Origin of the sequence: Aeromonas sp. XH (genome assembly GCF_033348475.1) — a bacterium.
Classification (GTDB): Bacteria; Pseudomonadota; Gammaproteobacteria; order Enterobacterales; family Aeromonadaceae; genus Aeromonas; species Aeromonas sanarellii.
The window spans coordinates 528026-544576 of record NZ_CP137630.1; the positions used below are offsets into that span (position 1 = coordinate 528026).

A 16551-nucleotide genomic window follows, 5' to 3' on the forward strand; every position below is an offset into this window, starting at 1 on the left:
AAAGGGCGGAGCCGGGGCTCCGCCGATATGGTGTGGATCAGGCCGTGGCCAGATCCAGCTTGCCGGCCGCCTGCTGGCGCTTGTAGACCAGCAGGGTCAGCAGGGCCGGTACCACTATGGCCACCAGCATGGCGACGGCATAGATGCCCCAGTATTGTGGCTGGATGGAGAGGATGCCCGGCAGGCCGCCCACCCCGATGCCGTTGGCCATCACCCCGGCGAAGCCGCAGATGAGGGCCGCACAGCTTGAGCCCACCATGGCGCACAGCATGGGGAACTTGTACTTGAGGTTGATGCCGTACATGGCTGGCTCGGTCACCCCCAGGTAGGCGGAGATGGCGGCGGGCACCGAGATCTCCCGTTCGTTCTCCTTGCGGCTGATGAGGATGATCCCCACCACCGCAGACGCCTGGGCGATGTTGGAGAGCGCGATCAGCGGCCAGATGGGGGTGCCGCCCATGCTCTGCATCAGCTGCAGGTCCACCGCGTTGGTGGTGTGGTGGATGCCGGTGATGACCAGCGGCGCGTAGAGGAAGCCGAACAGGGCCGCCCCTATGGGGGCGAAGGAGCCTGTCATGGCGGCCTTGGCGGCGAAGCCGACGCCGTCACCGATCCAGCGGCCGAACGGGCCGATGAAGGCGTGGGCCACGATCACCGCCAGCAGCAGGGAGACGAAGGGCACTATCACCAGGTAGAGATAGGCCGGGATGATGCGCTTGAGGTTGGTCTCCACCCAGGCGAGGAAGACCCCCGCCAGCAGGGCCGGAATGACCTGGGCCTGATAGCCCACCTTCTGGATCACGAAGAGGCCGAAGTCCCACACTTCCGGGGTCTGCTGGCCGATGCCGTAGGCGTTCATCAGTTGCGGCGAGACCAGCGTCACCCCCAGCACTATGCCGAGGATCTCGGATCCCCCCATCTTCTTCACCGCAGACCAGCAGACGCCCACCGGCAGGAAGTGGAAGATGGCCTCACCCAGCAGCCAGAGGAAGGCGTGCACCTGGGCCCAGAACTGGCTGATCTCCACCAGGGTATGAGTCCCGTCGTCGAACATCTTGATGTCGCCGATGACGTTGCGAAAACCCAGGATCAGACCGCCGGTGATGATGGCGGGCAGCAGGGGCACGAAGATCTCCGCCAGGTGGGAGATGCCGCGCTCCAGCGGGTTCATGTTGTGGCGGGCGGCCTGCTTGGCGGCATCCTTGCTGGCGCCGCTGACGCCGATCTCCTGGGTCAGCGCCTTGTACCACTGATCCACCTCGTTGCCGATCACCACCTGGAACTGGCCGCCTTGGGTGAAGCTGCCCTTCACCGACGGTATGGTCTCGATGGCCTTGGGGTCGGCCTTGGCCGGATCGGCCAGCACGAACCTGAGCCGGGTCAGGCAGTGGCTGACGGTGGTGATGTTCTCCTTGCCGCCGATCCGCTCGATCAACTGCGCCAGATGTTGTGTGTTGACTTTTGACATGAGCCTTCCCTCTGTGACTCCATGAATGATGGTCGCTTCTTTACCGGCTGGCCAATGACCGCCCGCTTCTTGGTATCGTTCCCAATCAGCATGAAGCCAGTGGTCGTTGGCAGCAATGGGAACGTTCCCAATTCGTGGCGCTGGTCACAAAAAGTGCAAAACGCCGGGAATGAGAGGAAAGATAGACTACAGGGGCTGACAGGGGGCTATGGTGGCCCTGGGGGCTTGCCCCTCTTCAATCTGGGCTAGCAACTGCCTGGCGGCCAGGATGCCGGCGTCCTTGTAGCCGAAGTCCAGGCTGAGGGCGTTGGCAAACAGGAAGGTGAGCATGGGGTTGCTGCCGAGACCGCTCACCAGGATGTCGGTGCGCCCCTGCTCCTGCAGGTACTTGGCGGCGCCGATGGCCAGGGTATCGCTGGCGCAGACCATGGCCTGGGTGCTGGGGGTGAGCAGCTCGGCTGCCAGCCGGTAGCCGCTCTGCAGGCCGAGATCCCCGAGGGCGCTGCGGGGCGTGAGCCCCTGTTCCCGGCAGTAATCCAGATAGGCCTGATGCCGGCGCAGCCCGGTGGTGAGGTCGCTGCGCTCGACCCCGAGATAGGCCACCTCTTTCAGGCCGCGCCCCCTGAGGTGTGTGAGCACGGATCGCACCGCACCGTCGTCGTCGAAGCAGACCGACGAGAAACCGGGGCGCTCGCGCGCCATCAGCACCAGCTTCTCCTTCAGCGGCGCCATGGCGGCATAGTCCAGATCGTTGAAGGCGAACAGTATGATGCCGTCCACCCCACGCCGCTCCAGCACGGCCAGGTGTTCGCTCACCTTGGCGGGGGAGAACTTGCTCTCCATCAGCACGGCGTCGTAGCCGCGGGCGTAGAGGGTCTCCAGCATGCCGCGCACCGCCTGGTTCTCCGAGCTGGAATCCAGGCGCGACACCACTATGCCGACCACCTGCTGGCTCTGGCTGCGCATGGCCCGGGCCGACTTGCTCGGCACGAAGCCGTGCTGGGCGATCACCGCCTCGACCCTGGCCCTGGTCTGGGCATTGACCCTGGGATCCTGATTGAGCACCCGGGAGACGGTCGACTTGCCGACCCCGCTGAGGCTGGCGATATCGAGGATGGTCAGTTTCTTTTCCATGTGGGATCCGTGACAGGGAGGGGGACAACCGGGATGCAGACATTGTTGTGATTAAGTCCTGTGAATACAAGCCCATGGCGTTAGAATGCCCTTTTGCCGAGGCGGATCTTCCGCCATTGCACAGGACGCGCATCATGGATCTGTTGGCAAGTCTGCACTTCTCCCTCTCCATCACGGGCCCCATCTGCCTGGTACTGGTACTCGGCATCTGGCTCAAGCGGCTGGGATTGCTGCCCGACAGCTTCGTCGAGTCTGCCTCCCGCCTGGTGTTCCAGGTCACCCTGCCAGCCCTCTTGTTTCTCAGCATGGTGCGCACCGATTTTTCCACCATGCCGAGCCCCTGGCTCATCCTTTACGGCCTGCTCGGCACCCTGGCCGGTTTCCTGGTGCTGGAGCTGCTGGCGGCCCGCTTCATCAGCGAGCAGAGGCTGCGCGGCATCTTCGTGCAGGGCAGCTTTCGCGGCAACATGGGGATCATGGGGCTGGCCTATGTGCAGAACGCCTACGGCCCCGAGGGGATAGGGGCCGCGGCCCTGCTGGTGGGCTCCATCACAGTGCTCTACAACGTGCTCGCGGTGATCACCCTGACCCGCAGCCTAGGGGGCGGCAAGGGGATAAGGCCCATCCTCAGGGGGATCGGCAAGAATCCCCTGATCATCGCCATCCTGGCGGCCCTGCCCTTCGGCCTGCTCGGCATCGAGCTGCCACAGCTGGTGATCTCCACGGGCAACTACTTCGCCAACATGACCCTGCCGCTGGCCCTGCTCTGCACCGGTGCCAGCCTCAACCTCAAGGCCCTGCGCGGCGGCGCCCTGCTGACCGGCTGGGCCACCGTCAACCGGCTGTGCTGCATTCCGGTGCTGCTGGTGACGGGCGCCTGGGGGCTGGGCTTCAGCCCGCAGGCCCTCGGCATCCTGTTTCTCATCAGCTCCACCCCCACCGCCGCCGCCAGCTATGTGATGACCCGCGCCATGGGGGGGGACAGCGCCCTGGCGGCGAACATCATCGCCACCACCACCCTGGGCTCGCTCGTCACCACCAGCCTGGGGGCCGCCCTGATGAACTACCTGGGGTTGATGGGCTGACCACGGGGCGAGATGTGGCTTGACCTTGCCGCGGGCGGCAGCTTTAGGCTGATTGCACATCAACAGAGGAGGTATCCCATGACCATTCAACTGACCGTTTCCGGCATGTCCTGTGATGGCTGTGCCGCCAGCCTGCAAAAAGCCCTGCTGGCCCAGCCAGCCGTCAGCGAAGCCAGCGTCGACTTCGCCAGCAGCAAGGCCGTCATCGAGAGCGAGCTGAGCAGGGAAGAGCTGATCGCCCTGATCGAAGCCAGGGGGTTCACCGCGGAGTGAATTATCACCTAAGTGGTAAAAATCAGACTAATATTCTGATTACCTCTTTTTATTGGTGAGAGTGATCACTTAAATTCCGTTTGAAAAGGATAAAAATGCTGCAACACCCTCATCAAAAAGGATTGCAGCATGACCCTTCCTATCCGCAAGACCCTGATCGCGGCCGTACTCGGCCTGACCCTTTCCCCCATGGCCATGGCGCTGCCGAGTGTGCACATACTGGCGACCGGCGGCACCATCGCCGGGGCTGGCCAGTCCGCCACCCAGTCCAACTACGAGGCCGGCAAGGTGGCCATCGAGACCCTGATCGCCGCCGTGCCCGAGATGAAGAACGTGGCCGAGGTGCAGGGGGAGCAGGTGGTCAAGATTGGCTCCCAGGACATGAATGACGAGGTGTGGCTCAAGCTCGCCAAGCGGGTCAACGAGCTGCTGGCCAAGGATGACGTGGACGGCATCGTCATCACCCACGGCACCGACACCATGGAGGAGACCGCCTACTTCCTGAACCTGACCGTCAAGAGCGACAAGCCGGTGGTGCTGGTCGGTGCCATGCGCCCCTCCACCGCCATGAGCGCCGACGGTCCGATGAACCTCTACAACGCCGTGGTGACCGCCTCCGATCCCGCCTCCAAGGGTCGGGGCGTCATGGTCGCCATGAATGACACCGTGCTGGACGCCCGCGACGTCACCAAGACCAACACCACCGGCGTGCAGACCTTCGCCGCCCCGAACTTCGGCCCGCTCGGCTACATCCACAACGGCAAGATAGACTACCAGCGCAGCCCGGCCCGCCAGCACACCAGCAAGACTCCGTTCGACGTGAGCAAGCTCGACAAGCTGCCCCAGGTCGGCATCGTCTACAGCTATGCCAACGCCAGCGATCTGCCGGCCAAGGCCATGGTGGACGCCAAGTTTGACGGCATCGTCAGCGCCGGGGTGGGCAACGGCAACCTCTATCACAGCCTGTTCGATACCCTGGCCAAGGCGAGCGAGGACGGCATTCGCGTGGTGCGCTCCGCCCGCGTGCCGACCGGTGCCACCACCCTGGATGCGGAGATCGACGACGCCAAATACGGCTTCGTGGCCGCCGGCACCCTGAACCCGCAGAAGGCGCGCATCCTGTTGATGCTCTCCCTGACCCAGAGCAAGGATCCGGCCCAGATCCAGCGCTGGTTCCAGCAGTTCTGATCCCCTGCCCGGCGTCAGCCGGCATGGGGTGATGACAATGAAAAGGGCGGGAGAGGATCCCGCCCTTGTTCATGGTGCTGTCCTCCCCGTCAGCTTGCCAGCAACCAGCCGCAGAAACCGAGATAGAGAAGTCCCGCCCAGGCGAGCCTGCCCGCCGTCATCCGCCCCCGGCGAAAGCCCCACCACAGCAAGAGAACCGCCAGCAGGGTCACCATAGAGGAGAGCATCATGGTGCCGTCCAGCAGCCAGGGCGTGAACAGCAGGCAGAACGCCTTGGGGATGGTGCCCTGGATCATCATGGCGCCGGCGATGTTGGCCAGCGCCAGCCGCTGCTTGCCCTGCCTCACCCAGATCAGCGCGTTCATCAGCTCCGGCATCTCGGTGGCCACCGGGCTCAGCAGCAGGGCCGCCAGCACAGGTGAAAGACCGAGCAGCTCGCCCATGTCCTCCAGTTGATGGACGAACAGCTGGGCCGCCAGCGCCACCGTCGTCAGGGCTGCCAGAGTCTGCACCAGCACCTTGCCGAGCGCCGGGATCTCGGCGGCCGGATCCAGCCTGAGGGGCTCGGGCAGCTGGGCCTCGTGGCTGTCGGCCCGCGTCAGCTCGCGTCTCGCATAGGCGAGGTAGGCCAGCACGAACAGGGGGGCCAACCAGGACTTGCCGGTGAAGGCGGCCGTGCCGAGCAGCGTCGCCAGCAGAAAGATGCCGACAAACCAGGCCTGGTCCCTGGCCGTTTCCCGTTGAACCTCGCCTGCGATGGTCCTGTGCTCTGGGCTCATGCACAACAGCAGAAGCAGGCCGACGGCGCCATAACCCAGGGTGGCCAGCACCAGGGGGCCGCCGAGGGCCGCGCCCATCCCGATCTGCTGCTGGGCGGGGGCATCCCCCATCAGCAAGGCGGTCAGGGTGACGATGCATTCCGGCAGGGCCGTGCCGAGGGCCGCCAGCAGGGAGCCGGTGGCGCTCTGGGAAAGTCTGAAGTGGTGGCCGGTCCATTCGATGCCGTTGACGAAGTATTCGCAGGCCAGGTAGATGGTGACGGCGGAGAGCAGAAACAACAGCAGAGTGATCAGCATGATGAGTAACCGCCGGGCGAGCAGGACAACCGATGGACCCGACATGGCTCGCCCGGCTGGCGTGCATATCGAGGCCAAAGGTCTTGCAGGGCGATGGATGCCATCGCCGCCCATGCCATGGATCTGCGGATCCAAGAATGTTGACATGGGCCCTGCCCGGATCACGGGCGGGTTGCTACTCCCCTATGACAGTGCGGGATTTTTACCAAGTCGACCGCCGCCCCACAAGGCAAAACCCTGGGATCACGCCCGCCAAGTTGTAAGGGGATGTAACGTCTGCCCGCCAGGATCCTGATCTTTCTCCCGGGATCTCGGTGCTGGCACAGCGATTGCTATGAGTTGGCTACTGTCCACATTGACTTGGGAAGGGTGAACGATGAAACGGTGGATCCAACATTTCTATCAGCTGAACCGCCTCAACTGGCTCATGGTCTGGCTGCTGCTCTGCTGCAGCATCATACTGCTGTTCCCGGCCGGTCTGATGAAGGGGGCCGTCAGCCAGTGGGCCACGGCCCACGCCGCCTGGCTCGGGGTCGGCATGCTGATCGCCATCTCCTACTTCTGCAGCCAGGGCTTCCTGATCGCCTGGGAGTGGGCCTGCGACGAGTGGCAATCCCGCCGCCAGCAGGATCAGCTGGCCCAGATGATCGGCTTCCTCGATTTCAACGAGAAGGCGGTGCTGCGCGAGTTCGTGCTGCAGCGCAAGAGCGTCATAAACCTGCCGATCACCGAGCCTGCCGTCAAAAACCTGATGGATGCCGGTGTGCTCACCTATGCCTATGGCAAGCCGGTGCGGGAGAAGGAGGACGAGAACCAGATCCGCGCCCTGATGATAGCGCTGCCGGCCCGCCCCCTGCTGACCTACAAGGTGCTGGGGCTGTCGCGGGGCAAGATGAGCGACGAGCAGGTGGAGCAGATCATGAACGCCAGGCCCAAGTTCGCCCAGAAGAGCCTCCAGCGCTGATCGCCCCTCACCCATAAAAAGAGCCGGACCATGTCCGGCTCTTTGCTGTCTGGGGTCTGCTACTCGGTTCTGGCCTTGAGATACCCGGCGTAGTCGGGCACCTGCACGCTGAAGGCCTGCTGCATGTGCGGGCTGTCCATGATGAAGTCCGCGGTCGCCTCGTTGGTGGCGACCGGGATGTTCCACACCGCCGCCAGACGCAGCAGCGCCTTGACGTCAGGATCGTGGGCGGCGGGGTTGAGGGGATCCCAGAAGAAGATCATCACGTCTATCTTGCCCTCGGCGATCAGGGCGCCGAGCTGCTGGTCGCCGCCCATGGGACCGGAGAAGAGGCAGGTGATGGGCAGTTGTGCCTGCTTGCCGAGCAGGGTGCCCGTGGTGCCGGTCGCATAGAGATGGTGGAGCTTGAGCTCCTCCTTGCGGCGCAGTACCCAGTTCAGCAGGGGGGCTTTCATGTTGTCGTGAGCCACCAGGGCGACCCGTTTGTGGGGCGCCATCTCACGTGCAATCAGTTCCATGGGGATCATCCGTAGCAAAGTGACAGGAGTAGGGGCGTATCCTACTCGAAAGTGGCGCCCGCTGCCTTGCCGGGCGCCGTAACTGTGATCACTTCGACGCTTCTATCCACTGCCGGTTCTTCTGCTCCAGCACCGAGATGGGCAGCATGCCGTATTCCAGCACCTGGTGGTGGAAGGCCTTGAGGTCAAAGCCTCCGCCCAGCGCCTGTTCGGCGGACTCCCGCATCCGGATCAGGGCCAGCTGACCCGCCTTGTAGGAGGTGGCCTGGCTGGTATAGGCCATGTAGCGCGGCACCTCGGAGCTGATGTCGCCGGCCCCCAGCGCCGAGTTCTCCTGCATGTAGCCGACGGCCCTGTCGTGGCTCCAGCCATACCAGTGGATGCCGGTGTCCACCACCAGTCGCATGGCCCTCAGCATCTCCTCGTTGAGGCGGCCGAAGTACTGCAACTGGTTGTTGAAGGCAGGCGAGCCCTCGACCTTCACATCCCCCACCGTCGGATCGTAGAGGCCACGCCCCTGATAGAGCCCCATGTCGTGATCCGCCAGGTATTCGGTGTAGAGCGCCCAACCCTCCGCATAGGCGGTATAGGAGGCGTTCGCGACGTACTGCGGGAAGTCGGGATCCTTGGCCGCCAGCTCCTGGGCTATGGTGATCTGGAAGTGGTGGCCGGGGGCCCCCTCGTGGACCAGCAGAGTGCTGATGTTCCAGCTCTGCAGGCCGTAGGGGTAATAGGTGTTGAGGAAGAACTGCCCCTTGCGGCCGGTCTGGGGGTTGCCATCCTGATACCAGGCGACGCCGCCGTAAGGCGCATCCTCGTAGGCGACCGGCACCACCTCGTAATCCAGCTTGGGAATGGTGTGCTCGGCATCGAAGAAGTCGGGCAGCACCTGGGCCGCCTTGCTCTTGAAGGCGTTGTACTCCCGCAGCGCCCGCTCATGCTCCGCCAGCGCCTGCTGCTGGGGCTCGCTCAAGGTCGCTCCGGCCACGTTGTCCGGATTCAGGCCGGCGGACCAGGCCGCCAGCGGGTTCTGGTAGAAGAAGCCCGGTTCGTTGAGGTAGCGGAAGAAGGCGTAGATCTGGCCGCTCTGCTTGCTCCGGGCCACGTCATCGCTGTCGCACTTGCCGACCGTGTGGCACACCTTGACCATGGCGCCGAAGATCCGGCTCACCTCGGTCAGCCCCAGCTCGTGTACCGCCTCCGGCGTCATCTCGGTGGTGGTGTGCTTCTTCAGCAGCCAGCGATACCAGTCGCGGCCATCCGTCATGCCGCAGAAGCCGTCGTCGCACTCACCGTTGCCCAGACGCACCGCGTAGGCGCCGCCATGCTGGTAATCCAGATAGTCCCGCAGCGCCAGATAGCGGGCGTTGATGCTGTCCAGCACGGCCTTGTAGTCGGTGCGCAGCGCCTCGTCGGCCTCACCGGGCAGTTGCTGCCAGCCGAGGTAGGAGCCGGCGATCGCCTCGCCATCCAGCTTGCCGTCAAGCTGGGCCAGCAGCCGGTCCACCAGCTCATCCGGCAAGGTGTTGCCGCGGGCGCTGCCCTGCTCGAACTGGTGCTTCACCTCGGCCAGATAGGCGTCATAAGCCTTGAGCCAGATGAGGTGTTCCTGATACCAGGCCAGCGGCGCCGTCGCCGCTCGCGCCCTGGTTTGCACCGGGGCCGCGGCCGTGCGGTCGAGATCCCGGCGCCAGCTGGCATCCCCCGGTGCGACCCGCTCGGCCGAGCTCTCGGTGAAGTAGTCGAAACGCCCATCGACGGTGCGGGCCGCCCTGCCGCTGGCAGGGGCGGCCCCGACCTCGTCGGCCAGGTCCACCACCCGGTTGCGGAAGTGATGGATGGGGATCTGGGATTGGGGCAGCCCATAACCCTCCAGGTTGATCTGCAGATCCCAGCGGATCATGTCGTAGAACAGCCGATCCCGTTCGCTCAGGACGGCGGGATCCAGGGCATCCAGCCGCTTGAGCAGGGCTTCATCGAGCGCCTTGCGTTTGGCGATGCTCGCGACATCGATGGCAAAGCCGTAGGGATCCAGCGCCTGGCTCTCGCGCAGGGCATCGTCCATGGTTTGCATCAGGGCTGCCTTGGTGGCGACGGGATCCGCCGGCGCCTTGGAGCTGTTGTCGTTGCAGGCGGTGAGGGAGAGGGCGATGGCGCAACCCAGCGCCACCTTGTCGAGTGAGAAGTACATGGTTTAGTCCTTTAATGCCTTGTTATTTTGAGTCCCACAAAGGGGTTCCAATAGTGCACCTTCAGACCGCCGCCTTTTGCGACTCACTTAACAAAAATAACGTTATATTTCATATGGATAATGGTGGTGAAAAGCTATGCGAACAAAGATGAAAAAACCCGCCGGAGCGGGTTGGAAAGCAGGGATTTCATGCCATAACTATTCAGGATGATTCCGAGTGCAGCTGGGATTGCTGATAGTTTTCCAGCCCGATGCGTTCGATGAGATCGAGCTGGGTTTCCAGCCAGTCCACATGTTCTTCCTCGTCCTCCAGGATGTCCTGGAACAGATCGCGGCTGACGTAGTCCTGCACGGACTCGGCATAGGTGATGGCCAGCTTCAGATCGGGGATGGCATCCATCTCCAGGGAGAGATCGCAACGCAGCATCTCTTCGACCGTCTCACCGATGCGCAGCTTGCCCAGATCCTGCAGGTTGGGCAGTCCTTCCAGAAACAGCACTCGCTTGACCAGCTCGTCGGCATGCTTCATCTCATCGATGGACTCGTGATACTCCTTGTGCCCGAGGCCCTTGAGGCCCCAGTCATCATAGATGCGGGCATGCAGGAAGTATTGGTTGATGGCAACCAGTTCATTGGCCAGCACCTTGTTGAGGTGGGCAATGATTTTGGGATCTCCTTTCATCGACATTACTCCTCGTATTCGAGCCTAGGGCAACGATCACTAGAGCTTAGTCCAGAAACATGACCAAAAAAGGACTGCGAATTGCCACTCCCGAGACGGGGAGCATTCGCTTTATAAGAGGTGATGGGCCGATAAACGCCGTATCAGGCCACTTCGTAATAGAGCGGCGCCTGCTCTGACTCCATCTTGTCCAGCTCGGTGGCGATGATCTCCATGGTCATGCGCACGCACTTGCCGCATTGGGCCCCGACTTCCAGCGACTGTTTCAACTGTCGAAACTCGGTCTTGCCTGCCTGTACCGCCTTGCGGATCTGGGTATCTGTGATGCCGCGGCACAAACACACGTACATAATATGGACCTCTATGCTGGAATGAGAGAAATCTAAATGAGAATAGTTCGTAGTGCAAAGAACGAATGGTAATAAGATCCCGTGCTTGCCACTGATTCTCCCCTTGGGGAGAATGCCATCACCAGAGAGGAGGCGAACATGCTCAAGAAACTACTCAATGCCCTGTTCAAGGGACAGGCTGCACAGCGCGCCGAGGTGACGCCTACCGAATACGCCGGCTATCTCATCTATCCCGAGCCCATGCCGGAAGGGGGGCAGTTCCGGCTGGCCGGTCGCATCACCAAGGAGCTGGACGGGGTGTTGCAGACCCATCGCTTCATCCGTTCCGATCTCTTTGCCAACCCGGCCGATGCAGAGCATTTCATGGTGCAGAAGGCCCATACCTTCATCGACCAGATGGGGGATGGCATGTTTGAACCCCGGGTGAAACCGGAACCCAACCCCGCGCCATGAATCCAGCCGAGCTGGTCACCCTGCGCCAATCTCTTGCCCGTGCCGGTGAGCGGCGCCTGATCTGGCTGGAAGGCCGGGAGGTAGATTGCATCGCCCGTGCCGAACCTTTGCTGGGGGAGGCTGTGTTCTGGCTGGGCAATGGGCCGGATCACCATGCTCCGCTGCCTGCCGCCAAGGCGTTGCAGCGGCTGGGCCAGGAGTGCGACACCCTGGTCTTCAACGCCTTCAGCGGTTTTCATCCCGATGCGTTCGGTGCCTTGGCGGGCACGCTGCGGGCGGGCGGCCTCTTGCTGCTGCTGACTCCGCCCCGGGAGGTGTGGCCGGCCTACCCGGATCCGGATCGTCAGAGGCTGGTTGCCCAGCCGGAGGATGCCGGACGGGCCGGTCAGGGGTTCATCTCCCGCCTGGTGCGACTGCTGGCGGGAGACCCGGCGCTCTCTCTGGATCCTGCGTCCAGTGGCGAGCCCTGGCATCCCCTCGATGCGAGCCGGCCACTGAGTGTGGATCAGGCCCGGGGGCTGCCCGCCATCCACAAGGTGCTGCACGGCCATCGCCGACGACCCCTGGTGCTGAGTGCGGATCGCGGTCGTGGCAAGAGCGCCTTGCTGGGTCTGGCCAGTGCCGACTTGCTGAGCCGGGATCCCGCCCTGACGATAGCGGTGACGGCCCCCTCCCAGGCGACCGTGGCGACGCTTTTTGCCCATGCAGAGGCGGTGCTGGCGGGTACGCCAGAGAGGCTGGCGGGGCTGAAGTATGTCTCGCCGGATCGGGTGGCGCAGGGGGAGGTACAGGCGGATCTGCTGCTGGTCGATGAGGCTGCCGCCATACCGACGCCGCTGCTGGAAGCCATGCTGGCGCACCACAGCCGCATCGTCTTCGCCACCACGGAGCACGGCTACGAGGGGACCGGGCGTGGTTTTCACCTGCGTTTCAAGCGGGTGCTGGATCGGGAAACCCCGGATTGGCAGGAGCTGCGCCTGGTCGAGCCCATTCGCTGGAGCCGGCATGACCCCCTGGAGCCCCTGATCTTCCGCCTGCTCGGCCTCGATGCCGACACAGTGGCGCCGTCGTTGCCGAAGGCACCCGGCTGGCGTCGGGTGGCGCAGGCCGAGCTGGCTGACGATGAGGCCCTGCTCAACCGGGTATTCGGTCTGCTGGTGCTGGCCCACTACCAGACCAGCCCCAGCGACCTCAGGCATTTGCTGGAGGGGCCGGATCTCGACATCCACCTGCTGGAGCAGGAAGAGGCATTGCTCGGCGTGGCGCTGGTGGCGCGGGAGGGCAATATTTCCCCTGCACTGGCCCGCGATATCTGGGCGGGGCGGCGGCGTCCCCGCGGTCATCTGCTGCCCCAGTCGCTGCTGGCCCACGCCAGCTTCACTACGGCGGGGGATCGCACTTACGCCAGGGTGATGCGCATCGCCATTCATCCCAGCCTGCATCGCCTGGGATTGGGTTCCCTGTTGCTGGAGAGGCTGGAGACACACTATCGCGTAGAGGGCGTCGACTATCTGGGATCCGCCTTCTCCGCCAGCGCCGACCTGCTGCCCTTCTGGCTCAAGGGGGGGATGCTGGTGCTGCGTATCGGTCTGCAGCGGGATGCGGCCAGCGGCAGTCATGCGGCTTTGCTGCTGAAGCCGCTGCACACCGGCTGCGACGCCGAGCTGGCACAATGGCGCCAGCGTTTCGTGAGCCAGTTGCCGACCCTGCTTGCGGGAGAGTTAAAGCAGCTGGATCCTGAGCTGGTCTGGCTATGCCTGAGAGGGGCGCAGGGGGGGCAGGCCGCTGGGCTGGGGGAGTTCGAGCAGCAGGAGCTCGACTGCTTTGCCCACCATCACAAGCCATTCGAGCTGTGCCAGGCCACGCTGCAACGCTGGCTGGCCAGCCGGCTGAGGGTGCTGGATGCACTGAGCCCCGACGAGCGCCGGCTGCTGATCGCGACCATCTGGCAGTATGCCCCCTGGGACGCTCTGGCGACGAAACAGGGGATGGCCGGCAAGCCTGCCCTGATCAAGGCCTTGCGCAGTCTGCTGGCCCGGCTGCTGGAGCCAAAGGAGATCGCTGGCTGACCGCCTGGGCGATATAAGACGAGGCGAATAGTCGTGACACGAACGAGGAGCCCTGGTGGCTCCTTGTTCATTCTGGCTTGCTGAACAGCCTCTCCAAGTCAGTGTCGGAGGAAGTGAGCGATCGTCAATCGCTCCTCGTTCGGGGCTATCTGGCAATCGACGGCTCTGACGAGCGCCACCCCGACTGCCAGCATTTTGGTTTTTTCCGAATATGGACTAATACTTGAATGTAAATAGCATTTTAATAAATGCATTGTTTTTCATGTGGTTAGCTTTATTGGTAGTCAATGCCGTCCATCTTTTCTAACGTGCACAGGGAGTGCAGTGTGGGAAAAAATGCAGTTAACCATGGCGCATGGCTGATGTGGTTTGCCAGCAGCAGCGCCTTCGCCAGCGATCTCACCTTCAACATGACGCGCGGGGCGACCGCCATCAGTCAGCAGGTCTATGACCTGCACATGACGATCTTCTATATCTGCTGCGTCATCGGCCTGCTCGTCTTCGGGGTCATGCTCTGGTCCATAGTGCACCATCGAAAGTCCCGCGGTGCCAAGGCCGCCCAATTCCATGAAAGTACCCGCATCGAGCTGCTGTGGACGGCCATCCCCGTGCTGATCCTGGTCGCGATGGCGGCCCCGGCGACCTCGACGCTGCTGAAGATGGAAGACACCTCCAAGGCCGATCTGACCGTACTCATCACGGGGTCGCAATGGAAGTGGCATTACAAATATCTCGAGCATCCTGTGGCGTTTTACTCCCTGCTGGCGACCAGCAAGCAGCAGATCTCTGGGGAAGCGCCCAAGAGCGACACCTATCTGCTGGAAGTGGATAAACCGCTGGTGTTGCCGGTCGGCAAGAAGATCCGGTTCCTGATGACCTCGGACGACGTCATCCACTCCTGGTGGGTGCCCGCCTTTGCCGTGAAGAAAGACGCCAACCCCGGGTTCATCAACGAATCCTGGACCCGGATCGACAAGGCCGGAACCTATCGAGGGCAGTGTGCCGAGCTGTGCGGCAAAGACCACGGTTTCATGCCCATCGTCGTGCTGGCCAAACCTGCCGGGGAGTTCGACGAGTGGATCGCCAAGACGGCGGCAGATCAGGCGGCCGCCCAGGCGGAGCAACAGGTGCAGGCAGCGGAGACCATGACGCTGCCGCAGGCCATGGAGATGGGGGAGAAGATCTATCTGGGGCATTGTGCTGCCTGCCACCAACCCGCCGGAACCGGACTGCCCGGCATCTTCCCAGCGCTCAAGGGCAGCAAGGTGACCACGCTGGCGGAGAATCGGGCCCAGCATCTGGACATCGTCCTGTACGGCAAGAGCGGCACTGCGATGCAACCCTTCGGCAAGCAACTGACGGCACAGGAGCTTGCCGCCGTCATCACCTATGAACGCAATGCCTGGGACAACAAGACCGGTGATCTCATCCAGGCTGCCGAGGTGCAGTCCCTTCTGAACCCAGTCGAACCCATCAAGGACAAGTGAGGCGCCGGCATGAGCGATGGAATCACGGATACCCTGCACAGCGAGCATGCCCACCAACCGGCATCGGGCCTGAGGCGCTGGCTCTACACCACCAACCACAAAGACATCGGCACCCTCTATCTGCTCTTCGCCCTGACCATGTTCTTTACCGGTGGCGCCATGGCCATGGTGATCCGGGCCGAACTGTTTCACCCCGGTCTGCAACTGGTCGAGCCCCTGTTCTTCAATCAGATGACCACGGTGCACGGTCTCATCATGGTCTTTGGTGCCGTCATGCCCGCCTTCACGGGCCTCGCCAACTGGCTGATCCCCATCATGATCGGGGCGCCTGACATGGCGTTGCCCCGGATGAACAACTGGAGTTTCTGGATCCTGCCGTTTGCGTTTCTGATCCTGCTGTCGAGTCTGTTCATGGAGGGAGGTGGACCCAGCTCGGGCTGGACCTTCTATGCCCCCCTGTCCACCCAATACAGTGGCAACAGCACGGCCCTGTTCGTCTTCGCCATCCACATCATGGGGATCTCCTCCATCATGGGGGCGATCAACGTCATCGTGACCATCTTCAATCTGCGGGCGCCCGGCATGGGCTGGATGCAGATGCCGCTGTTTGTCTGGACCTGGCTCATCACGGCTTTTCTGCTCATCGCCGTCATGCCGGTGCTGGCGGCGGCGGTGACCATGGTGCTGACGGACAAGTACTTTGGCACCAGCTTCTTTGACGCGGCCGGAGGCGGGGATCCCGTGATGTTCCAGCATATCTTCTGGTTCTTCGGTCACCCGGAAGTCTACATCATGATATTGCCGGCCTTCGGCATCGTCTCCAGCATCATACCGACCTTCTCCCGCAAGAAGCTGTTTGGCTATCGCTCCATGGTCTATGCCACCAGCAGCATCGCCCTGCTCTCCTTCATGGTCTGGGCGCACCACATGTTCACAACGGGATTGCCGGTCGTGGCCGAGCTGTTCTTCATGTACACCACCATGCTCATTGCAGTGCCGACCGGGGTGAAGGTGTTCAACTGGGTTGCCACCATGTGGCGCGGTTCCCTGACGTTCGAAACCCCCATGCTGTTCGCCATCGCCTTCATCACCCTGTTCACCATAGGCGGTTTCTCGGGGTTGATGCTGGCCATGACGCCGGCGGATTTCCAGTATCACGACACCTATTTCGTGGTGGCGCATTTCCATTACGTGCTGGTCACCGGTGCCGTCTTCTCGATCCTGGCTGCCGCTTACTACTGGCTGCCGAAATGGACTGGGCACATGTATGACGAGCGGCTCGGGCAATGGCATTTCTGGTGCTCGCTCGTCTCGGTCAATGTGCTGTTTTTCCCCATGCATTTTGTCGGCTTGGCGGGCATGCCACGCCGCATACCGGATTACGCCCTGCAATTTGCGGACTTCAACATGCTGATCAGCCTCGGCGGCTTCGCCTTCGGGCTGTCACAACTGCTGTTCGTCTGGGGGGTGATCAAGTGCATCAGGGGGGGGAAACAGGCGAGCGATCGGGTATGGGAGGGGGCCGAGGGGCTGGAGTGGACCCTGCCATCACCGCCCCCCTATCACAGCTTCAAGACTCCGCCCGACATAGGGCCGGAAGATCGGTAAGGAGG

General features: G+C 62.9%; 15 protein-coding genes and 1 riboswitch. Of the genes, 8 read left to right on the forward strand and 7 right to left on the reverse strand.

What is annotated here, in order from left to right; genetic code table 11:
* Positions 1-37: 37 nt before the first annotated feature.
* Both treB and treR read right to left on the reverse strand, forming a co-directional pair.
* Complete coding sequence (gene treB / locus R2B70_RS02495) at positions 38-1468, reverse strand: PTS trehalose transporter subunit IIBC (RefSeq protein ID WP_042077673.1); 1431 nt, start codon at positions 1466-1468, stop codon at positions 38-40.
* A gap of 186 nt (positions 1469-1654) precedes the next feature.
* A complete protein-coding gene (treR, locus tag R2B70_RS02500) occupies positions 1655-2602 on the reverse strand; it encodes a trehalose operon repressor TreR (RefSeq protein ID WP_209794143.1) in 948 nt (315 codons plus the stop codon).
* A 134-nt stretch (positions 2603-2736) separates the two neighbouring features.
* Between treR and R2B70_RS02505 the strand changes: the two genes are divergently transcribed.
* From R2B70_RS02505 to ansB, 3 genes are all read left to right on the forward strand, one after another.
* On the forward strand, positions 2737-3687 hold the full coding sequence (locus R2B70_RS02505; RefSeq protein WP_318162553.1) for an AEC family transporter: 951 nt from the start codon (positions 2737-2739) through the stop codon (positions 3685-3687).
* Positions 3688-3765: 78 nt separating this feature from the next.
* Positions 3766-3960 (forward strand): heavy metal-associated domain-containing protein, encoded by a 195-nt coding sequence (locus R2B70_RS02510; RefSeq protein WP_318162554.1) that lies wholly within the window; start codon positions 3766-3768, stop codon positions 3958-3960.
* A 129-nt stretch (positions 3961-4089) separates the two neighbouring features.
* Positions 4090-5148, forward strand: a complete 1059-nt coding sequence (gene ansB / locus R2B70_RS02515; RefSeq protein ID WP_318162555.1) for an L-asparaginase 2 — start codon at positions 4090-4092, stop codon at positions 5146-5148.
* An 89-nt stretch (positions 5149-5237) separates the two neighbouring features.
* Here the strand turns inward: ansB and R2B70_RS02520 are convergent, their stop codons facing one another.
* On the reverse strand, positions 5238-6224 hold the full coding sequence (locus R2B70_RS02520; protein ID WP_318162556.1) for a sodium:calcium antiporter: 987 nt from the start codon (positions 6222-6224) through the stop codon (positions 5238-5240).
* An 89-nt stretch (positions 6225-6313) separates the two neighbouring features.
* Positions 6314-6420, reverse strand: a riboswitch (yybP-ykoY riboswitch).
* A 180-nt stretch (positions 6421-6600) separates the two neighbouring features.
* Here R2B70_RS02520 and R2B70_RS02525 point away from each other — a divergent pair.
* Positions 6601-7188 (forward strand): superinfection exclusion B family protein, encoded by a 588-nt coding sequence (locus R2B70_RS02525; RefSeq protein ID WP_209794140.1) that lies wholly within the window; start codon positions 6601-6603, stop codon positions 7186-7188.
* A 59-nt stretch (positions 7189-7247) separates the two neighbouring features.
* Here the strand turns inward: R2B70_RS02525 and R2B70_RS02530 are convergent, their stop codons facing one another.
* From R2B70_RS02530 to R2B70_RS02545, 4 genes are all read right to left on the reverse strand, one after another.
* Positions 7248-7706 (reverse strand): methylglyoxal synthase, encoded by a 459-nt coding sequence (locus tag R2B70_RS02530; protein ID WP_216991071.1) that lies wholly within the window; start codon positions 7704-7706, stop codon positions 7248-7250.
* 88 nt (positions 7707-7794) lie between these two features.
* Entirely contained in the window at positions 7795-9897 is a 2103-nt protein-coding gene (locus R2B70_RS02535; RefSeq protein WP_318162557.1) for a DUF885 domain-containing protein, read from the reverse strand.
* A 202-nt stretch (positions 9898-10099) separates the two neighbouring features.
* Positions 10100-10579, reverse strand: coding sequence for a bacterioferritin (gene bfr, locus R2B70_RS02540; RefSeq protein WP_042077684.1), 480 nt, complete (start codon positions 10577-10579; stop codon positions 10100-10102).
* Positions 10580-10722: 143 nt separating this feature from the next.
* Entirely contained in the window at positions 10723-10929 is a 207-nt protein-coding gene (locus tag R2B70_RS02545) for a bacterioferritin-associated ferredoxin (protein ID WP_216991069.1), read from the reverse strand.
* A 138-nt stretch (positions 10930-11067) separates the two neighbouring features.
* Here R2B70_RS02545 and R2B70_RS02550 point away from each other — a divergent pair, with 138 nt between their 5' ends.
* The 4 genes from R2B70_RS02550 to ctaD all read left to right on the forward strand — a co-directional run bounded on the left by R2B70_RS02550 (position 11068) and on the right by ctaD (position 16546).
* Positions 11068-11382 carry an HlyU family transcriptional regulator gene (locus R2B70_RS02550; protein ID WP_318162558.1) on the forward strand — a complete coding sequence of 105 codons (315 nt, stop codon included), beginning with the start codon at positions 11068-11070 and terminating at the stop codon, positions 11380-11382.
* Positions 11379-13451, forward strand: a complete 2073-nt coding sequence (locus tag R2B70_RS02555) for a tRNA(Met) cytidine acetyltransferase TmcA (protein WP_318162559.1) — start codon at positions 11379-11381, stop codon at positions 13449-13451. The genes R2B70_RS02550 and R2B70_RS02555 overlap by 4 nt, the downstream gene beginning before the upstream one ends.
* Positions 13452-13813: 362 nt before the next feature.
* Positions 13814-14938: a cytochrome c oxidase subunit II gene (gene coxB / locus R2B70_RS02560; RefSeq protein ID WP_318162560.1), complete on the forward strand. Its 1125-nt coding sequence runs from the start codon at positions 13814-13816 to the stop codon at positions 14936-14938.
* 9 nt (positions 14939-14947) lie between these two features.
* Complete coding sequence (ctaD, locus tag R2B70_RS02565) at positions 14948-16546, forward strand: cytochrome c oxidase subunit I (protein ID WP_216991066.1); 1599 nt, start codon at positions 14948-14950, stop codon at positions 16544-16546.
* The last annotated feature ends 5 nt before the right edge of the window (positions 16547-16551 follow it).

What these genes read in the sequence shown, in the direction of transcription:
- R2B70_RS02545 (WP_216991069.1), bottom strand. Translation starts at nt 10,929, where the DNA reads ATGTACGTGTGTTTGTGCCGCGGCATCACAGATACCCAGATCCGCAAG.
- ctaD (WP_216991066.1), top strand. Translation starts at nt 14,948, where the DNA reads ATGAGCGATGGAATCACGGATACCCTGCACAGCGAGCATGCCCACCAA.
- treR (WP_209794143.1), bottom strand. Translation starts at nt 2,602, where the DNA reads ATGGAAAAGAAACTGACCATCCTCGATATCGCCAGCCTCAGCGGGGTC.
- treB (WP_042077673.1), bottom strand. Translation starts at nt 1,468, where the DNA reads ATGTCAAAAGTCAACACACAACATCTGGCGCAGTTGATCGAGCGGATC.
- R2B70_RS02530 (WP_216991071.1), bottom strand. Translation starts at nt 7,706, where the DNA reads ATGGAACTGATTGCACGTGAGATGGCGCCCCACAAACGGGTCGCCCTG.
- R2B70_RS02520 (WP_318162556.1), bottom strand. Translation starts at nt 6,224, where the DNA reads ATGCTGATCACTCTGCTGTTGTTTCTGCTCTCCGCCGTCACCATCTAC.
- coxB (WP_318162560.1), top strand. Translation starts at nt 13,814, where the DNA reads ATGTGGTTTGCCAGCAGCAGCGCCTTCGCCAGCGATCTCACCTTCAAC.
- ansB (WP_318162555.1), top strand. Translation starts at nt 4,090, where the DNA reads ATGACCCTTCCTATCCGCAAGACCCTGATCGCGGCCGTACTCGGCCTG.
- R2B70_RS02505 (WP_318162553.1), top strand. Translation starts at nt 2,737, where the DNA reads ATGGATCTGTTGGCAAGTCTGCACTTCTCCCTCTCCATCACGGGCCCC.
- R2B70_RS02525 (WP_209794140.1), top strand. Translation starts at nt 6,601, where the DNA reads ATGAAACGGTGGATCCAACATTTCTATCAGCTGAACCGCCTCAACTGG.
- R2B70_RS02510 (WP_318162554.1), top strand. Translation starts at nt 3,766, where the DNA reads ATGACCATTCAACTGACCGTTTCCGGCATGTCCTGTGATGGCTGTGCC.
- bfr (WP_042077684.1), bottom strand. Translation starts at nt 10,579, where the DNA reads ATGAAAGGAGATCCCAAAATCATTGCCCACCTCAACAAGGTGCTGGCC.
- R2B70_RS02535 (WP_318162557.1), bottom strand. Translation starts at nt 9,897, where the DNA reads ATGTACTTCTCACTCGACAAGGTGGCGCTGGGTTGCGCCATCGCCCTC.
- R2B70_RS02555 (WP_318162559.1), top strand. Translation starts at nt 11,379, where the DNA reads ATGAATCCAGCCGAGCTGGTCACCCTGCGCCAATCTCTTGCCCGTGCC.
- R2B70_RS02550 (WP_318162558.1), top strand. Translation starts at nt 11,068, where the DNA reads ATGCTCAAGAAACTACTCAATGCCCTGTTCAAGGGACAGGCTGCACAG.